Genomic DNA, 17,520 nt, shown 5'->3' on the forward strand with positions numbered 1-17,520 from the left:
TCATTTGGATTTTTTTTAAAAATCCTGCTCAACCCTAACGTATTTCATCCACATCCCATGCTTTATAGATTCATAATAAGGACAGGAGTTTTGTTGTATGAAGAAAGAATGTTGGGACGATTATCAACTTATTGATCGGTTACACCTCGATGATGCAGATGCATTTGAGGTTGTTTTTAAGAATTTTAAACCAAAGCTTTATAATTTTTCTTGGCGTTTTTTAAGAAATAAAGCCCAGTGCGAAGAGGTTGTTCAAGAAACTTTTATTAAACTTTGGATCAACAGAAAAAAATTAGATCATAATTTTTCGTTGGCTCCGTATGTTTTTACAATTGCGCGCCGGTTAACTTTAAATAGTTTACGGAATAGAAGCACTGCATCACTAGCAATTGAAAAATTTTGGAAAGATGTTAAATATGACCATAATGAAACCGAAGAAGCGGTCTTCTTAACAGATTTAATGGGCTGTGCAGAAAAAGCAATATCAAAACTTCCAAAGCAACAACAAATGGTATTTTCCTTGAGTAGAAACAAGGGATATAGCCATCAAGAAATAGCTCTGCAGTTAAACTTATCAAAAAATACCGTCAACAATCACCTCGTTGAGGCATTGCGTAAATTACGTACGGAGTTTGAAATGTTGGATATTTGTTAGAAAAACGCGTATTCTTTTGATGAAAAACTGGCGTATTAATTTTTTCCAAATCGATAGTACAAGCTTAAGCTACCATAGTACTGCGGTTTTGCGGTACTCTCAATTTCTTGGGATACAAAAATAGCACTGAAATCTGCAGTGAAGCGTTTTGAGCTATAATTTACGCCGAATTGTTGTTGAACCACCCAAGGTTTGATATCAAATGTTAAAGGACTATTGTTGTGAAACATACTGCCTTGAACGGTGGCATCGTAAGCCACATAATTTAACTGCGGTTTATAATAGACGTAAAATTCTTCTTTCCTGTACGCTTTAGTTTTTGATTGACCAATCACAGCATGGTGCATGGCTGAGTTAAATAATTGATTTAATTCTCCTAAACGAAAGAGGGGAGCAATGCCTAAACCTGAAAAGGTAGTTCCTAAATTGACATATGCACTTGCACTGAAGTCAAAAATGTGGTTTCGGCTACGCAATACTAATTTGTTGTAGCTTGCAGATAAGTTTAGTGCAGCCTCATTTTGTATTTGGTATTCCCAGCCTTCTGGATGATAAAAGCCAATGGTTTCATGCAAAAATTCCTGTGCATCTTCTGCTAAAGCGTTTGGGCCAACCGTGCCTAGTTCTATGCTTGTTTTTAAAATGCCTTCATTTTTGAAAAAAACAGAATAGGCTCCCCCTGCATACAAATAGCCGGCAAACGGGCGATCTTGGTCTGCGAAATCGGGTACAAATCCCCAATAGGGAGTATACATTTTTTGTCCTACAGAGATTTCGTAGGTTTTTTTCTCAATTTTTGATGAACTGTTTTCTGTATTTAGCGCATGGCGATAATATAGGAATAAGCCATTGGTATAATAACGATCGTTTGTTCCAGATAAATAAGCATCGTTTTCGGTTTTAAAGCCGACTTCATTTGTGAAATTTTGGGACTTTGCCGAAAAATAAAGGCAACACAAAAGCATTGCTACTAGGGATGTTGATTTCATAAAGGGGGGATGAATTCAATAAAAAAGTCCCGATTTTAGGTCGGGACTGTAAAAGTATTTATTGTAATTGAAATTAAATGCAATTCAGTAAAATATTCCTATTAATTTACAATTGTAGCTGGCTTTATACTTAAATCGATTGGTTTTTTAACTTTTGCTTTGGTTAGCGCCAAGTCGATTACTTCGCTCATTTCGGTAACGTAGTGGAACGTTAAATCTTTGATGTAGCTTTCTTTAATTTCTAAAATATCTTTTCGATTGCTTTTACAAAGAATAATTTCCTTAATGTTTGCCCTTTTAGCAGCGAGTATTTTTTCTTTAATTCCGCCGACAGGCAATACTTTTCCGCGCAATGTAATTTCACCTGTCATGGCCAAATGTGTTTTAACTTTACGCTGTGTAAATGCCGATGTTAATGCCGTGAGCATCGTAATACCTGCTGATGGTCCATCTTTTGGAGTGGCGCCTGCAGGAACGTGCACATGGACATCCCAATTGTCAAATAACTTCGCATCGATTCCAAATTCATTGGCGTGTGCACGTAAATAAGCCAATGCTATTACAGCCGACTCTTTCATTACATCACCTAAGTTACCGGTTAAAGTTAACTTGCCTTTTCCAGGGCTCAAGCTTGCTTCGATAAATAAAATATCACCACCCACACTGGTCCATGCCAATCCGGTTACAACTCCGGCAACTTCATTGCCTTCGTATAAGTCTTTATCAAAAATAGGCGCACCTAAAATGCGTTCAACATCATCCGACGTTAAGTTGGCATTGTACGCTTCTTCCATGGCAATTTTGGTCGCAACACCTCGTACCAATGCGCCAACTTTCTTTTCTAAGCCACGTACACCCGATTCACGCGTATAGTCTTCGATCACCTTTTCTAATAAAGCAGGTTTCAAGGTAATATCAGCATTTTTTAAGCCGTGGTTTTCTTTTTGCTTTGGAAGCAGATATTTTTTAGCAATTTCTATTTTTTCTTCAATCGTATAGCCATTTACTTCAATAATCTCCATACGATCAAGCAAAGCTGGTTGTATCGTGCTTAAAGAATTGGCGGTTGCAATGAATAAGATATTGGATAAATCATAATCCATTTCAACATAATGATCGTAGAAAGCATTGTTTTGCTCAGGATCTAATACTTCTAAAAGAGCCGATGATGGATCGCCACGATGATCAGTGCCAACTTTATCAATCTCATCTAACACAAAAACAGGATTGTCGGCACCTGCTTTTTTAAGTGAAGAAATAATTCTTCCTGGCATAGCACCAATATACGTTTTACGATGACCACGAATTTCCGCTTCATCACGAATACCGCCCAAAGCCATACGAACATATTTACGTCCTAAAGCTTTTGCAATCGACTTTCCTAACGAAGTTTTACCAACTCCCGGAAGGCCAACCAAGCATAAAATAGGCGCTTTCATATCGCGCTTTAGCTTTAATACAGCTAAATACTCAATAATACGTTGTTTTACCTTTTCAAGTCCAAAATGGTCTTTATCCAAGATGCGTTGCGCACGTTTTAAATCGAAGTTATCTTTGGTAAATTCGCTCCATGGTAAATCCAACAAAAGCTCCAGATAATTCAGTTGGATAGAATAATCAGGCGCGGCCGGATTCATTCGGCCTAATTTATCCAATTCTTTATCGAAATGTGCAGCAACCGGAGCAGCCCATTTTTTCTTTTTTGCTTTTTCTTGAAGCGCGTCAAATTCTAAATCAGCGGAATTTCCACCCAACTCTTCCTGGATGGTTTTTAGTTGTTGATTTAAAAAATAATCGCGTTGTTGTTTATCTAAATCGGTCCGTACTTTCGATTGGATTTGATTTCTCAATTCCAAAATCTGCAATTCGAGCATTAAGAGCTCCATCACCTTCTTAGCGCGGTCTTGCAAATTACCCATTTCAAGGATTTTTTGCTTATCCGCCATTTCGGCATTCATATTGGATGAAATGAAATTAATCAAAAATGAATTGCTTTCAATGTTCTTTAGGGCAATACTAGCTTCACTCGGAATGTTGGGCGATAATTGAATAATTTGCGCCGACATTTCGCGAATAGAGGCAATTAATGTTTTAAACTCTTTATCGGCTTTGTGTTTTTGCTCATCAAATTTCTTAACAACCGCTTTAATGTATGGCTCATCTTGCACTTGCTCAACTAAGCTGAAACGTTGTTTCCCTTGGATGATAACCGTGGTATTTCCATCGGGCATTTGCAATAATTTAATAATGCTTGCAACGGTTCCAACGGTGTTAAGTTGCTCAAATGTAGGGTCTTCTATCGAAACATCCTTTTGAGAAACAACTCCAATAATCTTATCTCCTTTATAGGATTCTTTAATTAATTTAATCGATTTATCTCTACCAACCGTAATCGGGATGACTACACCTGGAAATAAAACTGTATTTCGCAGCGGCAAAATAGCTAATATTTCAGGAGTTTCCTCATTGTTCATATCCTCCTCGTCTTGTTGAGACATTAAAGGGAAAAACTCAGTATCCTCGTTGATGATTGGCATAGCAGAATTGAAATCAAATATATCTTTTTTACTCATTATCGCTTCTTTGTCTAACGACAAACTGGCAGTTTTGTCGCCTTAACTTTTCATTATTTTTCGTTTTGGGATATAAATTCAAGAGTTGTGCCAAAGTGAAAAAATGTTAAACTTAATGTTAAAAAGGCAGAGATGTTTATTTTTATGCCCATTATCATATATTCCTAAATTTAGCGTTTAAACTAGATATTTGACTCAATGATAAAAATGGATTTTAAAAAAGCCTTTTAAATTCTTAGAATAGATTTATATTGCATGAAATTTGGTTTAATTGTATGTTAAACCAAGTTTGTTTATTTTATTGTTATTACATGAATTACATCAAACACGCCTTTATTGGTTTATTTATTTTATCTACCTCTACCAGCTTTGCTCAAACGAATTACGATAAGAGCATGCAGTCCATGATGAAAGGCGACTACAAAGGCGCTGCGGCTCAGTTGGAAAAGGCCGATGCAAAAAATCCGGATAATCCGAACGTGTTAAAAATGTTAGGTTATTCGTATTTTCAGAATGGCGAATATGAAAAATCGATTAATACCTATAGCAGGTTAGTTTTGTTAAAGCCAAGCGATGAAACTGCCTATTACTATCGTGGAAAAGCGCGTTTAAACATCGCGAATGACCCGAAAGAATCCTTAAGTTCTATGCGTGAAAATTTCTATTTGGCCGCCATAAAAGATTTTACAAAGGCCATTGAATTAAGTAGCGAAGAGGATACTCAGATGTTACAAAATAGAGCATTAGCTTATAAAGATTACGCCATCTTTAAATCTTTTAAAGTGAAAAAAAGTGCTGAAAAAGCAGCTTGTATTACCTTGTTTAATAATTCTATTGCAGATTTTCAGAAGGTTTTGACCTTGCAGCCTTTACGCAAAGATATTCAAGATTGGGTAGCCTACGATAAAGCACAAATTACCAGCTTGAAATAGATTTTTTCAATGGTAAATGGTAAAAAGAGCGATGATTTTTCATCGCTCTTTTTTTATTTCATCTCGCCAGAAATGCGATAGTTTTTTGCGGATAAGAATTTTATTTTTTGCTCTTTTTTTATGCTGTATAAACTGTCCGGATAGTACAACAGTGTATCACTCGAGTGGAATAAAATATTCTTGTTTAGTACAATTATCTCAATTTTTTTAATCCGATTGTGTGCTTTTTGAATAACCAGTTTTTTGACAGGTATCTTTTTATTATTGGTGCTGTAAATCAATTCTGCGCCGGTATCGCTCACTTGAAAGCTTCCTTTCCACGATTTTTTATTGATATCGGCATCTGCAAAAATGGCAAGCTCCTTGGTCCAGTCGGTAATTGTTAAGGTTTTACTTTCTGTAGAACCATTGATTTCAACCTTTTTACGGACAGGAAGATTCCTTTTTTGTAATCGGAATGCTTCTTGCTCGAAATAACCTTTTAAATCAAAGTAAGTAGCATTGTCATTTGTTTCAGGCCGACTGCAAGCAGCCAGCAATAAAACAAATGACAAAAAATAGCGTAGTTTAATCATTATACTAAGATGTTTCCAGTCATTTCAGCTGGAATTTCAATGCCTAATACTTTTAGAATAGTAGGAGCAATATCGCCTAATTTACCATCCTTAATGGTTTTGTAATCTGCATCAATTAAAATACAAGGCACTAAATTGGTTGTGTGCGCCGTGTTTACAGAACCATCGGCATTTACCATGTATTCAGAGTTTCCATGGTCGGCTAAGATGATAAAAGAATAGCCACTTTCTAAGCCTTTTTTGATTACTGCTTCTGCACAACGATCGGCTGTTTCTACGGCTTTAATTACCGCTTCAAATACCCCCGTATGACCAACCATGTCGGGATTTGCAAAATTTAAACAAATAAAATCAGCCCAGCCAGTTTCCAGTTCTTTTGTAATGGCATCGGTAATTCCTTGTGCGCTCATTTCCGGTTGCAAATCGTAGGTGGCAACTTTTGGCGAGGGAATTAAAATGCGTTTTTCATTCGGAAATTCAGCTTCTTTTCCACCCGAAAAGAAAAAGGTTACATGCGGATATTTTTCAGTTTCGGCAATGCGGATTTGGTTTTTGCCATTTGTGGCTAAAACCTCTCCTAAGGTTTGGGATAAATCGTCTTTAGTAAAAATGACGTTTACATGCTCAAAACTTTCATCGTAGGTGGTCATTGTAACGTAGTACAACGGCAATTTATGCATGTGTTGATCCGGAAAATCCTTTTGCGTTAGGGCGGTTGTAATTTCACGTCCTCTATCAGTACGGAAGTTGAAGCAAATTACTACATCGTCTTTTTGAATGGTCGCAACGGGGGTTTCTCCATCAGAGCTAAGTACCACTGGTTTTAAAAATTCGTCTGTTATACCGTCGCTGTATGATTTTTGTATAGAGGCAAGAGCATTTTGCGATTTTTCTCCAATTCCATTCACCATTACATCGTAGGCTTGTTTCACACGTTCCCAGCGGTTATCTCTGTCCATGGCATAATATCGACCAATCATACTGGCCAATTTAACGTTGGTGCTTTGTAGATGATTTTGAAGATCTGTGATAAATGCTAAACCTCCATTCGGATCGGTATCACGGCCATCTAAAAAGGCATGAACATACGCTTTTTCTACCTTTGCTTCTGTTGCAGCCGTACACAAAGCTTTAAGGTGTTCAATGTGTGCGTGTACACCACCATTCGATACCAGTCCAATAAAATGAACGGCTTTATTGTTTTTAATAGCATAGTCAAAAGCATTCACTAAAACTGGATTCTTTTGAAGTTCTTTGTCTACAATTGCCTTATTAATTCTTCCAAGTTCTTGATAAACAACTCTACCGGCACCTAAATTCATGTGTCCTACTTCAGAATTTCCCATTTGTCCGGCAGGTAAACCTACTGCTTCACCAGAAGCCTCCAGTTTTGAATTTGGATAGTTTTTTAAAAGTGAATCGAAAAAAGGTGTGTTAGCAGCATATGCAGCATCTGAATTATCTTGCTTTCCATAGCCCCAACCATCAAGAATTATAAGTGCGAGTTTTTTATTTTTCATTGTTTTGTTATTGTACTTTTCTTAACAGATAAACTATATCTGTACGCGTGAAAAAAAATTCTAAGCGGGAAACAATTGCTTAAAAAATGTGTTTAGTAATTTATTGAAAGCAAATATAGCTTTATTGGATGTTATATAAATTAAGAAAAACTATTTTTTGATAGGCTAATGGCATAATTTTCGCTGTAGGGTTAATTCATATACAAAAGAAATGATCCGAAGCTTTTTTTTATTTGTAACTACTCTAACGTTATTGTTGCCAACAAAGTCGTATACGGCTGATATTGTGGATGATTTGTCTACATATTTCAGGACTGGCAATTCAAAAGAGATTGCAAAAATGTTTGCATCAACTGTCGAGTTTATTATTCTTGACGAAGAAGATGTCTATTCAAAAGCACAAGGTGAACAAATTTTGAAAAGTTTTTTCGCTAAAAACTCCCCATTAAAAACCACTATTGTTCATAAAATAAATAATAATCCAAACTATCGTTTTGGTGTTATTTTGATGAACACGGCCAAACATGATTTGCGCATTTCTATAACGCTAAAGAAATTTAATACGGCTTATTTAATCACCGAAATTAAAGTAGAAGAAGCTAAAAATTAATCAATTTATAAAGGCTTTATAAGTTGCTCTACATTGTTGGCTAATAAATAATTCTTATTTTTGGGGCTTAACATGTTCGTTTTGGATAAACAAATTATCGATATATTTATAAAAAATGCTCTATCTGAGGATGTTGGAGATGGTGATCATACCTCTTTATCAACAATTCCAGAGCATACGCAAGGGAAAGCTAAACTCATTATTAAGGAAAATGGGATTTTGGCAGGTGTTGAATTAGCGCTTGAAATTTTTAAAGTAGTTGATGCTGATTTAAAAGTTGATGTTTTATTAAACGATGGCGATGCAGTAAACCTGGGTGATATTGCCTTAACGGTTGCCGGTAGCACGCATTCCATTTTAATTGCAGAACGATTGGTTTTAAATTGTATGCAACGCATGAGCGGAATCGCAACAAAAACAAATCGGATTGTTCAATTATTAAAAGATACGAAGACAAAAATTCTAGATACTCGGAAAACTACACCGGGTTTACGCTATTTAGAGAAATGGGCGGTTCGTATTGGAGGTGGGGTTAATCATCGCATTGGATTATACGACATGATTTTAATCAAAGATAACCATGTTGATTATGCTGGTGGTATCGCAAATGCTATTCACTCTGCAAAAGAATATTTAAGTAAACAAGGTAAAAATCTTCAAATTGAAATTGAAGTTCGAAACATTGATGAGTTAACAACGGTGTTGGCCATCGGTGGGGTAGACCGCATTATGTTGGATAATTTCGACTTTGATACCTTGCGTCAAGCAGTAGCGTTAATTGATAGAAAGTTCATAACCGAAGCTTCGGGTGGAATTACCGAAGAGAATGTTGCCGAGTATGCTGCATGTGGTGTCGATTTTATTTCCATGGGCGCTTTAACCCATTCGGTAAAGAGTCTGGATATGAGCTTAAAAGCATTTTAAGATGTTTTCGAATACGAAAAGAAGCTTATTTTTAGTATCATTGTAGGTTATGGTTACGATTTATTCGCTCGGCGCTTTATTTTTAGCTTATCTTTTTGGTTCGATACCAACAGCTGTTTGGCTTGGTCAGGCATTTTATGGTATCGATGTTAGAGAGTATGGTAGTGGCAATGCTGGAGCAACGAATACATTTAGAGTATTGGGTAAAAAAGCAGGTATTGCCGTTATGGTAATTGATATCGCCAAAGGTTATACGGCTACTAATTTGGCCTATCTCATCGGTTTATCAGTAACCGGTCCACATAGCTCATCAACGTTTGTTAATTATCAATTGGCCTTAGGTGTTACCGCAGTAATGGGTCATTTATTTCCTGTTTTTGCCGGATTTAGAGGCGGGAAAGGAGTCGCAACCCTTTTTGGAATGATTTTGGCAGTGAACTTTGAAGCATCTATGCTTTGTGTTCTAGTCTTTGTAGTGGTTTTACTTTGTACCAAGTATGTATCTCTGAGCTCTATTTGTGCTGGATTTACCTTTCCGCTCAGTGTGGTTTTTTTATTTCAGGTTTCTATTAAATCTGAAGTATTATATGGTATGGCTGTTTGTGTGTTGATTTTGGTAACCCATCAAAAAAATATCGAAAGATTGCTAAAAGGCAAAGAATCTAAAGTGTATTTGTTTAAGAAGAAGGAAAACTAATTCGCAATTTATTTTTTTTTGAAACTTATTTTACTGCCTTCTGTTATAGAAAACAGTACGATAGAGGGTTTCGTGTTAACAATACATCAATTCTATGAAAAAGATTTTTTTTTCGGCAGCCATTGCCGGGTTATTAATTTTACAGGCATGTTCATCTCAAGTGGTTCCGCTTACAGGCCGCAAATACTCTACTTTTGGCGTTGATCCTGCTACTTTGGAACAGCAAGCGGCGGCAAGTTATTCGCAATTATTAACTGACCCTAAAACGAAAGTAGCTCCATCAACTTCTACGGATGCACAACGGGTTAAAAGGGTAGGTAGCCGGATTGCTAGTGCTGTTACGCAATTTATGAATAGTAATGGTTATGGCGAACAAATAAAAAACTACAAGTGGGAGTTTAATCTAATCGAAAGCGCTGAAGCCAATGCTTGGTGTATGCCCGGTGGTAAAGTGGCGGTTTATACCGGTATTTTGGCGATTACAAAAGACGATAATGGTTTGGCAACAGTTTTAGGTCATGAAATCGCCCATGCTATCGCACAACATTCATTACAGCGAGCCTCACAAGCTCAACAAGCGCAAATTGGGGGTGCTATTTTGGGTACAGCAATTGGTACGCAATCGCAAGGAACGCAAGATTTAATTAATCAAGCATACGGCATTGGAGCGCAAGGCTTTGTTTTATTGCCAAATTCACGGGCTCAAGAATCGGAAGCAGATAGAATGGGACTTTCTTTTATGTCAATGGCAGGCTACGACCCAAATACTGCAGTAGCATTTTGGCAACGAATGGAAGCTGCCGGTGAAGGAAAAGAGAAACCTCCAGTGTTTTTTAGTACGCACCCAACCGATGCCAGCAGAATTGCTCAAATTAAAAATGATTTGCCTGAGGCGATGAAATATTACAAGCCAGTTGCAGTTACACTACCAGCTACCGTTCCTCCAAAAACAAACTCTACAAAAAAGAAAAGCTAAACGATTTATACAAAAAGCCTGAGCATTTATTCAATACTCAGGCTTTTTCTGTTTTATTTCTGTTCAATTATGATAATATTTGCAAAATAGCGCTTGCTTTCAGTAGACATTCTTCATATTCGAGTTGCGGCTGACTATGATACGTAATAGCACCACCAACTTGAAAAGATAAATAGTGTTGTGCTGCATTGTATAAAATGCTGCGAATAATCACATTAAAATCGAAATCTCCATCCGGGCTAACACAACCAAACGAACCGGAATACAAACTTCTTTTAGTCGCTTCATACTGCTCAATCAACTCCATTGCCTTGTATTTTGGGGCGCCAGTCATCGAACCCATCGGGAAGGCATTTTTAATCGCATCTATAAAATGTACTTCTGGGGCAAGTGTACAGCTGATGGTTGAAATCATTTGATGTACTTGAGGGAAAGTGTAAATGCCAAATAATTCATCTACCCGAACACTCCCTTTAACCGCTGATTTGGTTAAATCGTGCCGAACTAAATCAACAATCATCACATTTTCTGTTTGCTCTTTAAGGCTGTTCTTTAACTCCCTTTTTATTTCTTCGTCTTTTTGAAAGTCTTGACTTCTTTTAGCGGTTCCTTTGATGGGCTGCGAGATAAGTTGTTGGTTTCGCTTACACAAAAATCTTTCCGGTGTAGCCGATAAAATATAGTGCTGACCTTGTTTGAAATATCCGCCAAATGGAGTAGGAGATACTCGATTCAAAGCCTTATACGTTTCAATTGGGTTGATGGTAGTCTGCTCAGCGAAAAACTCCTGACAGAAATTTACTTCATAAATATTGCCTTTTTTAATGTGTTCTTGTAAGTTTTCTACCGTTTGAATATATTTTTCTTTGCTCAACCGCGATTTAATTTCAACTTTTTTCTGGTTTCCTTCAGCTGCAATTGCAAAGTTTTCAATTTCTTTTAAGATATCCTTATCACCCTTTAAAACAGTTATTTCATCATTTTTACAGGCGATTAAAAATTTCGGGATAAAGAAGAATAGCTCGGGAAAATGAAGATTATCCTGGTTGTTCGAAAATAAAGGCTCAATTTCATTTTTTAGATCATAGCTAAAAAAGCCAAACATCCATTCCGGATTTTCGGTATAAAAATCTTTCAGTTTTTGAAAAGAGTCTTGATGAGGTGTTGATTGAATTTTAGCTTCCACATCAGCAGCCAATAAGAAATCGTATGCTGAGTATGTTTCCTTGTATCCATTTGAATCTAACAGACAGCAAACGTCAAATTGATTGGCCCAGTGAAGCGCTTTGTCTTTAAATTTGAGTATGTGTGCTGATGTTTTCAAGAGAATGCAAAGGTAAAAGATTGCGTCAAATAAAAGAGTGGTCGAAGTAGTATTTACCGCCTTGAGACTTGTAGGAATCTATTTTGGACGGCAGAAAGTTTTACTTGAATACCCAGCCTTTTCGTTCGGTTTTAAATAAAAAATGGGGCAATCATTGAAGATACCCCATTTTTAAAATTTGTTTTGACACACAATGATTATCCTAGTTGTAGGGTTTGTGCTCTATCTGGACCAACTGATAAGAATTTAATTGGTACTTGTAGTTCCGTTTCTAAATAAGCAATGTATGCGCTTAATTTTGCTGGAATTTGATCCACAGAAGTAATCTTAGTTACATCTTCTGCCCAACCTTCAATTGCTTTTAAAACAGGTTTAGGTTCGATTGTGATGATATCATACGGCATGTAGTCAATTTTCTCGCCATTATACTCATAGTGTGTACATGCGTAAATGGTATCAAATGTATCCAATACGTCTGCTTTCATCATAATTAACTCGGTAACACCGTTTAACATGATGGCATATTTTAATGCAGGAAGGTCAATCCATCCACAACGACGGGCACGGCCGGTTGTTGCACCAAATTCATGACCCAAGGCGCGTAAGTTTTCGCCTACCTCGTTATCCAATTCGGTTGGGAACGGTCCGCCACCAACACGTGTGCAATATGCTTTGAAAATACCATAAACAGAACCCACTTTATTTGGAGCAATGCCTAAACCGGTACAAGCACCAGCAGTTGTTGTATTGCTAGAGGTTACAAAAGGGTACGAACCAAAATCAACGTCTAATAACGTTCCTTGTGCACCCTCAGCCAAAACAGCTTTTCCTTCTTTTAAATAACCGTTTACAAAATGCTCGCTATCTACATGTGGAATCGTTTTAATGAATTCAATAGCTTCAAAAAACGCAGCTTCTTTTTCTGTTAAATCGTATTCAAAATCGAAATGAGAAAGAATTTCGGTGTGTTTTTCTTTTAATTTCTCATAACGCTCTTTGAAATCAGGTAAAGTGGTATCTCCCACGCGTAATCCGTTGCGACCTGTTTTATCCATGTACGTTGGACCAATTCCTTTTAAGGTAGATCCAATTTTATTTTTACCCATTCTTGCCTCATTGGCAGCATCTAATAATTGATGCGAAGGGATAATTAAGTGCGCTTTACGAGCAATTACTAACTTTCCTTCAGCAACTGGATCATGACCAGCAGCTTTTAAATTGTCTAGTTCTCTTTTTAAGATAATCGGGTCTATCACTACACCATTACCGATAAGGTTCATGGTTTTTTCGTTGAAAATACCTGATGGGATGGTGTTTAATACAAATTTCTTGCCGTCAAACTCTAAGGTGTGACCAGCATTTGGTCCGCCTTGAAAACGGGCAATAAGATCATATTTTGGACTCAGAACATCAACGATTTTTCCCTTTCCTTCATCGCCCCATTGTAGGCCGAGAAGTACATCTACTTGCGTCATTATTTAAAAATTAAACTGGTTTTATTATTATTTGATGATTTTTGCTGTGTTATTCGTCTTTTGACGTTCCACTCATTTTGCGTGCCATGCTGCAATCCGAGCAAAAGCCGTATAAATTTAATGAATGGTGTTTGATATCGAATTTCAATAGATCGCCTACCATGCTTTGAATTTGGTGAATGCGTGGATCGCAGAATTCTACTACTTTATTGCATTCTACACAAATCACATGATCGTGTTGACGGTATCCGTATGATTTTTCGAATTGAGCCATGTTTTTACCAAACTGGTGTTTGGTAACCAAATCACATGATACCAACAACTCTAAGGTGTTGTAAACTGTAGCACGGCTTACGCGGTACTTCTGGTTCTTCATGTGAATGTATAAGGTTTCAACATCGAAGTGATCGTTTCTTGAATATATTTCTTCCAATATCGCGAAACGCTCCGGTGTTTTTCTAAGATTCTTATTCTCTAAATAAGCCTCAAAAATCTTGCGAACGAGCTCGTTTGTATTTTGTTCTGACATAGTTTTTAAACTCCTGTCAAAGGTATATAAATCATTGCAGAGATTAAAATGATTAAGCAGATTATTAACGGATTATGTGATTTGTATGGAAAATGATGAAGCATAGGAAGCTGTTTTAGCAGGAAATGTACTTAAATAACGATGGCTAGTAAAATAATGATGCTGATTACAAGTTAATAAGCTTGTTTTTAAAGGCAATATATCGATTGATAGGGGGAAGTTTAGAAGTAGGATTTGGGAATGAAAAAAGGAAATAGTTTTATGGCTATTTCCTTTTTCAGATTTATTTATGCATCAAAGCGCGTAACTCGCGTAACGCCTTTAACTTTTAATAGGTTCGCAATCAAGTTATCTAAATGATCGGTATTGTTTACATAAATCATGATTGAGCCTTCAAAAATACCCTCGTTGGTGTCAACAGTGATGGAGCGCATATTTACTTTAAAATCGTTCGAAATTACTTGAGTAATGTTGTTAATTAAACCAACATCGTCAATACCTACAATGTTTAATCCAGTCAAGAAAGTAACTTCTTGTTGGCCATTCCATTTTGCTTTTACTACTCTATAGCCGTAATTGGCCATTAATTGGGTGGCATTTGGGCAATTGGTACGGTGAATTTTGATGCCCTCACTCACGGTAATAAATCCAAAAACATCGTCGCCCGGAATAGGATTACAGCATGCAGCAAGTGTATAATCAATGCGCTGCATGTCTTCGCCAATTAATAAAATATCGGCTGGGCCTTTCGTTTTTGCTTTGGCCGTTTCTGGTGTTAAATTCTCGGGGCGTTCAGGTGCATTTTTTTCGTTATCCTTTCCGACATTGAGATACTCTTTAATGTCTTTGAGCTCTATTTTTCCTTGTGCAACTTGGATGAAAAGCTCTTGGGTAGAAGGTAGTTTGAAGAAATAGCTCAGCTTTTGAATATTTTCAGTATTGTAGGTAATTTTTAACGATTTTAATTTTCGTTCTAAAATTTCCTTTCCATTATCGGCAATTTTGCGTTTCTCTTCTTTTAGCGAGGATTTAATTTTCGATTTTGCTTTTGCAGTAACAACAGTGTTTAGCCAATCTTCTTTTGGTGTTTGTTTGTTGGAAGTGATAATTTCTACCTGATCGCCGTTTTGCAATTTGTGCGATATCGGTACCAGTTTATGGTTAACTTTTGCGCCAATACAAGTGGCTCCTACGCCAGTGTGAATTTCGAACGCAAAATCGAGTGCTGTTGCGCCCAGTGGAAGTTGCAGCAGGGCTCCTTTAGGCGTAAAAATGAAAATCTCATCCGAAAACAGATTCATTTTAAAATCATCTAAGAAATCAAAGGCATTTGTTTCCGGGTTGCTAAGCATTTCCCTTACTTTCTGTATCCACTGGTCTAACCCGTTGTCGTTGCTCGACTCTTTATATTTCCAGTGTGCAGCAAAACCTTTCTCCGCAATTTCATTCATGCGTTGCGTACGGATTTGTACTTCAACCCATTGGCCTCTTGGACCCATTACCGTGGTGTGTAAACTTTCGTATCCATTTCCTTTTGGCGATGAAACCCAGTCGCGTAAGCGGTCGGGATTAGGGCGGTATAAATCGGTTACGATAGAATATGCTTTCCAACAATCAGCTTTTTCGTTTTCTGGGGGGCTATCTAAAATAATACGTATGGCAAACAAATCGTACACTTCTTCAAATGGAATGTTTTTCTTTTTCATTTTATTCCAAATGGAGTGAATGGATTTTGGGCGGCCATACACAGCGGCTTCTAAGCCTTGTTCCTGAATGATTTCATCAATTGGTTCGATGAAATTTTTGATGAATAAATTTCGTTCTGCTTTTTTTTCGTTTAATTTTTTGGCGATAAATTTATACGTATCTGGCTCCAAATATTTCATTGAAAGATCTTCCAGCTCAGATTTTATCGCATAAAGCCCCAAACGATGAGCTAAGGGTGCGTATAAGTAAATGGTTTCCGATGCAATTTTAAGTTGCTTGTGGCGCGGCATAAAATCCATTGTCCGCATGTTGTGTAATCGGTCAGCCAGCTTAATTAAAATTACCCGAACATCATCTGCCAGGGTGAGCAGCATTTTACGGAAATTTTCAGCTTGTAACGAACTATTGGTGTCAAAAACGCCCGAAATTTTTGTTAATCCATCTATTATTTTAGCAGTTTTCTTGCCAAATTCTCGTTCAATATCATCTAGGGTAATATCGGTATCTTCTACCACATCGTGTAGTAAGGCACAAACAATAGAAGTGGTTCCTAAGCCAATTTCTTCGGCTGCAATTTGTGCTACCGCAATTGGATGGTAAATATATGGTTCGCCCGATTTTCGACGCATATCTTTATGGCTTTCCAGAGCCATATCAAATGCTTTCCTGATTTCTTTTTTATCTCCGCGTTGTAAAGTCGATTTACACGCACGCAGCAAAGCCCTATACCGTTTTAAGATTTCTTGTTTCTCTGCCTCTAAATCAATTACTAACTCTGTCTTCATTTGTGTTTTTTGCGTAAATTTTGCGTCTTATTTTATGAATAAAACCTATATTAGTTCTAGGGAACGACTAATATATGAAATAACCCCTAACTTTGTAATACTGTAAATTTATGAAATTAAAAGGGCTCTTTTTTCTTTTTACTGTAATGATTTCTGCAGCGGTAGCCTCAGCACAGGAACCAACAGCCCCTATATTTCCTAAATTAGGGAAACAGGATACCATTCGTGTTGCGTCAACAAACGATAACGGTGTGATGATTCCCTGGATGCAATTGCAGGATGTAACCATTACGGCCCCACGATTATTCAAGTCGCAAGCCGAACGACAAGCGTATAATCGATTGCGATACAATGTGTTAAAGGTAATGCCTTACGCCATCTATGCAAAGCGCCGATACGAGCAATTGGAAATTGATTTGCAAAACACTCCTGAGAAGCGAAAACAAAAGGAATTGGTGAAACAATGCGATAAAGAAATTAAAGAATTGTTTAATCGCGAGGTAAAAGAATTAACCATTACGCAAGGTCAAATTTTAACCAAGCTTATTGATAGGGAAGTAGGTAGAACGACATTCGATATTGTTAAACAAACCAAAGGAGGCTTTGCCGCGTTTTCATACCAATTGGTGGCACGTGTGGTCGGGCATAATTTAAAAAGTACGTACGATCCGAATGAAGATAAAGATATTGAATCAATTATCCGCACTTCTGGTTATTATCAATAAATACCTCATGAATAAACATACTCCGAATATCTATTCTTTCGATGCAAAGAAAGTAAATGGTACGTTGCAGCCTTTAAGCGATTTTAAAAATAAGGTGCTTTTAATTGTGAACACAGCTTCAGAATGTGGTTTAACCCCTCAATTAAAAGAGTTGCAAGAATTGAAAGATTCTTTTAATACCGATGATTTTGAAATTTTAGGTTTCCCAACCAACGATTTTGGCCATCAAGAACCCTTAAATGGCGCCGAATTGACCACTTTTTGCGAGGTTAATTACGGCGTAAAGTTTCCCGTATTTGAAAAAATTACAGTAAAAGGAGATGAAATAGATCCTTTATTTCAATTTTTGAGCAGTAAGAAATTGAATGGCCATTTGAGCTCAAAACCAAGATGGAATTTTCATAAATATCTTATCAATAAACAAGGTGAGGTGGTGGATTATTTTTTGCCTATCACGAAACCTTTAAATTCAAGAGTAAAAAAGAAAATTCAGCAACTGCTGGATGAAAAAGCTTCTTAAAACG

The 17,520-nt window shown here is 37.0% G+C and carries 16 protein-coding genes; 8 read left to right on the forward strand and 8 right to left on the reverse strand.

Annotation, left to right across the window (positions count from 1 at the left end; genetic code table 11):
- The first annotated feature begins 97 nt into the window (after positions 1-97).
- Positions 98-655 (forward strand): RNA polymerase sigma factor, encoded by a 558-nt coding sequence (locus ACJVDK_RS00175; protein ID WP_443938300.1) that lies wholly within the window; start codon positions 98-100, stop codon positions 653-655.
- 35 nt (positions 656-690) lie between these two features.
- On the opposite strand, the gene ACJVDK_RS00180 is transcribed toward ACJVDK_RS00175, so the two are convergent.
- Both ACJVDK_RS00180 and lon read right to left on the reverse strand, forming a co-directional pair.
- Entirely contained in the window at positions 691-1,644 is a 954-nt protein-coding gene (locus ACJVDK_RS00180; protein WP_443938301.1) for a lipid A deacylase LpxR family protein, read from the reverse strand.
- A gap of 101 nt (positions 1,645-1,745) precedes the next feature.
- A complete protein-coding gene (gene lon, locus ACJVDK_RS00185) occupies positions 1,746-4,217 on the reverse strand; it encodes an endopeptidase La (protein ID WP_443938302.1) in 2,472 nt (823 codons plus the stop codon).
- A 311-nt stretch (positions 4,218-4,528) separates the two neighbouring features.
- Between lon and ACJVDK_RS00190 the strand changes: the two genes are divergently transcribed.
- The gene (locus ACJVDK_RS00190; RefSeq protein WP_443938303.1) at positions 4,529-5,149 is read left to right on the forward strand and encodes a tetratricopeptide repeat protein; all 621 of its coding nucleotides are present in this window, start codon (positions 4,529-4,531) and stop codon (positions 5,147-5,149) included.
- A gap of 53 nt (positions 5,150-5,202) precedes the next feature.
- On the opposite strand, the gene ACJVDK_RS00195 is transcribed toward ACJVDK_RS00190, so the two are convergent.
- Positions 5,203-5,703: a hypothetical protein gene (locus ACJVDK_RS00195; RefSeq protein WP_443938304.1), complete on the reverse strand. Its 501-nt coding sequence runs from the start codon at positions 5,701-5,703 to the stop codon at positions 5,203-5,205.
- 20 nt (positions 5,704-5,723) lie between these two features.
- A complete protein-coding gene (gpmI, locus tag ACJVDK_RS00200; protein WP_443938305.1) occupies positions 5,724-7,244 on the reverse strand; it encodes a 2,3-bisphosphoglycerate-independent phosphoglycerate mutase in 1,521 nt (506 codons plus the stop codon).
- Positions 7,245-7,455: 211 nt separating this feature from the next.
- Between gpmI and ACJVDK_RS00205 the strand changes: the two genes are divergently transcribed.
- From ACJVDK_RS00205 to ACJVDK_RS00220, 4 genes are all read left to right on the forward strand, one after another.
- Positions 7,456-7,854, forward strand: a complete 399-nt coding sequence (locus ACJVDK_RS00205; RefSeq protein WP_443938306.1) for a DUF4783 domain-containing protein — start codon at positions 7,456-7,458, stop codon at positions 7,852-7,854.
- Between the two features lie 72 nt (positions 7,855-7,926).
- Positions 7,927-8,778: a carboxylating nicotinate-nucleotide diphosphorylase gene (gene nadC, locus ACJVDK_RS00210; protein WP_443938307.1), complete on the forward strand. Its 852-nt coding sequence runs from the start codon at positions 7,927-7,929 to the stop codon at positions 8,776-8,778.
- 49 nt (positions 8,779-8,827) lie between these two features.
- Positions 8,828-9,475: a glycerol-3-phosphate 1-O-acyltransferase PlsY gene (gene plsY, locus ACJVDK_RS00215; protein WP_443938308.1), complete on the forward strand. Its 648-nt coding sequence runs from the start codon at positions 8,828-8,830 to the stop codon at positions 9,473-9,475.
- A 94-nt stretch (positions 9,476-9,569) separates the two neighbouring features.
- Positions 9,570-10,451, forward strand: a complete 882-nt coding sequence (locus tag ACJVDK_RS00220; protein ID WP_443938309.1) for a M48 family metallopeptidase — start codon at positions 9,570-9,572, stop codon at positions 10,449-10,451.
- 67 nt (positions 10,452-10,518) lie between these two features.
- On the opposite strand, the gene ACJVDK_RS00225 is transcribed toward ACJVDK_RS00220, so the two are convergent.
- The 4 genes from ACJVDK_RS00225 to ACJVDK_RS00240 all read right to left on the reverse strand — a co-directional run bounded on the left by ACJVDK_RS00225 (position 10,519) and on the right by ACJVDK_RS00240 (position 16,271).
- The gene (locus tag ACJVDK_RS00225) at positions 10,519-11,775 is read right to left on the reverse strand and encodes an anthranilate synthase component I family protein (RefSeq protein ID WP_443938310.1); all 1,257 of its coding nucleotides are present in this window, start codon (positions 11,773-11,775) and stop codon (positions 10,519-10,521) included.
- 197 nt (positions 11,776-11,972) lie between these two features.
- Positions 11,973-13,250 carry an adenylosuccinate synthase gene (locus ACJVDK_RS00230; protein ID WP_443938311.1) on the reverse strand — a complete coding sequence of 426 codons (1,278 nt, stop codon included), beginning with the start codon at positions 13,248-13,250 and terminating at the stop codon, positions 11,973-11,975.
- 49 nt (positions 13,251-13,299) lie between these two features.
- A complete protein-coding gene (locus ACJVDK_RS00235) occupies positions 13,300-13,779 on the reverse strand; it encodes a Fur family transcriptional regulator (protein WP_443938312.1) in 480 nt (159 codons plus the stop codon).
- A 287-nt stretch (positions 13,780-14,066) separates the two neighbouring features.
- Positions 14,067-16,271 (reverse strand): RelA/SpoT family protein, encoded by a 2,205-nt coding sequence (locus ACJVDK_RS00240; protein ID WP_443938313.1) that lies wholly within the window; start codon positions 16,269-16,271, stop codon positions 14,067-14,069.
- Between the two features lie 110 nt (positions 16,272-16,381).
- Here ACJVDK_RS00240 and ACJVDK_RS00245 point away from each other — a divergent pair, with 110 nt between their 5' ends.
- Both ACJVDK_RS00245 and ACJVDK_RS00250 read left to right on the forward strand, forming a co-directional pair.
- Complete coding sequence (locus ACJVDK_RS00245) at positions 16,382-16,996, forward strand: DUF4294 domain-containing protein (protein ID WP_443938314.1); 615 nt, start codon at positions 16,382-16,384, stop codon at positions 16,994-16,996.
- Positions 16,997-17,003: 7 nt separating this feature from the next.
- Positions 17,004-17,516 carry a glutathione peroxidase gene (locus tag ACJVDK_RS00250; RefSeq protein WP_443938315.1) on the forward strand — a complete coding sequence of 171 codons (513 nt, stop codon included), beginning with the start codon at positions 17,004-17,006 and terminating at the stop codon, positions 17,514-17,516.
- The last annotated feature ends 4 nt before the right edge of the window (positions 17,517-17,520 follow it).

It is taken from the genome of Pedobacter paludisoli (genome assembly GCF_052344095.1).
GTDB lineage: Bacteria > Bacteroidota > Bacteroidia > Sphingobacteriales > Sphingobacteriaceae > Pedobacter.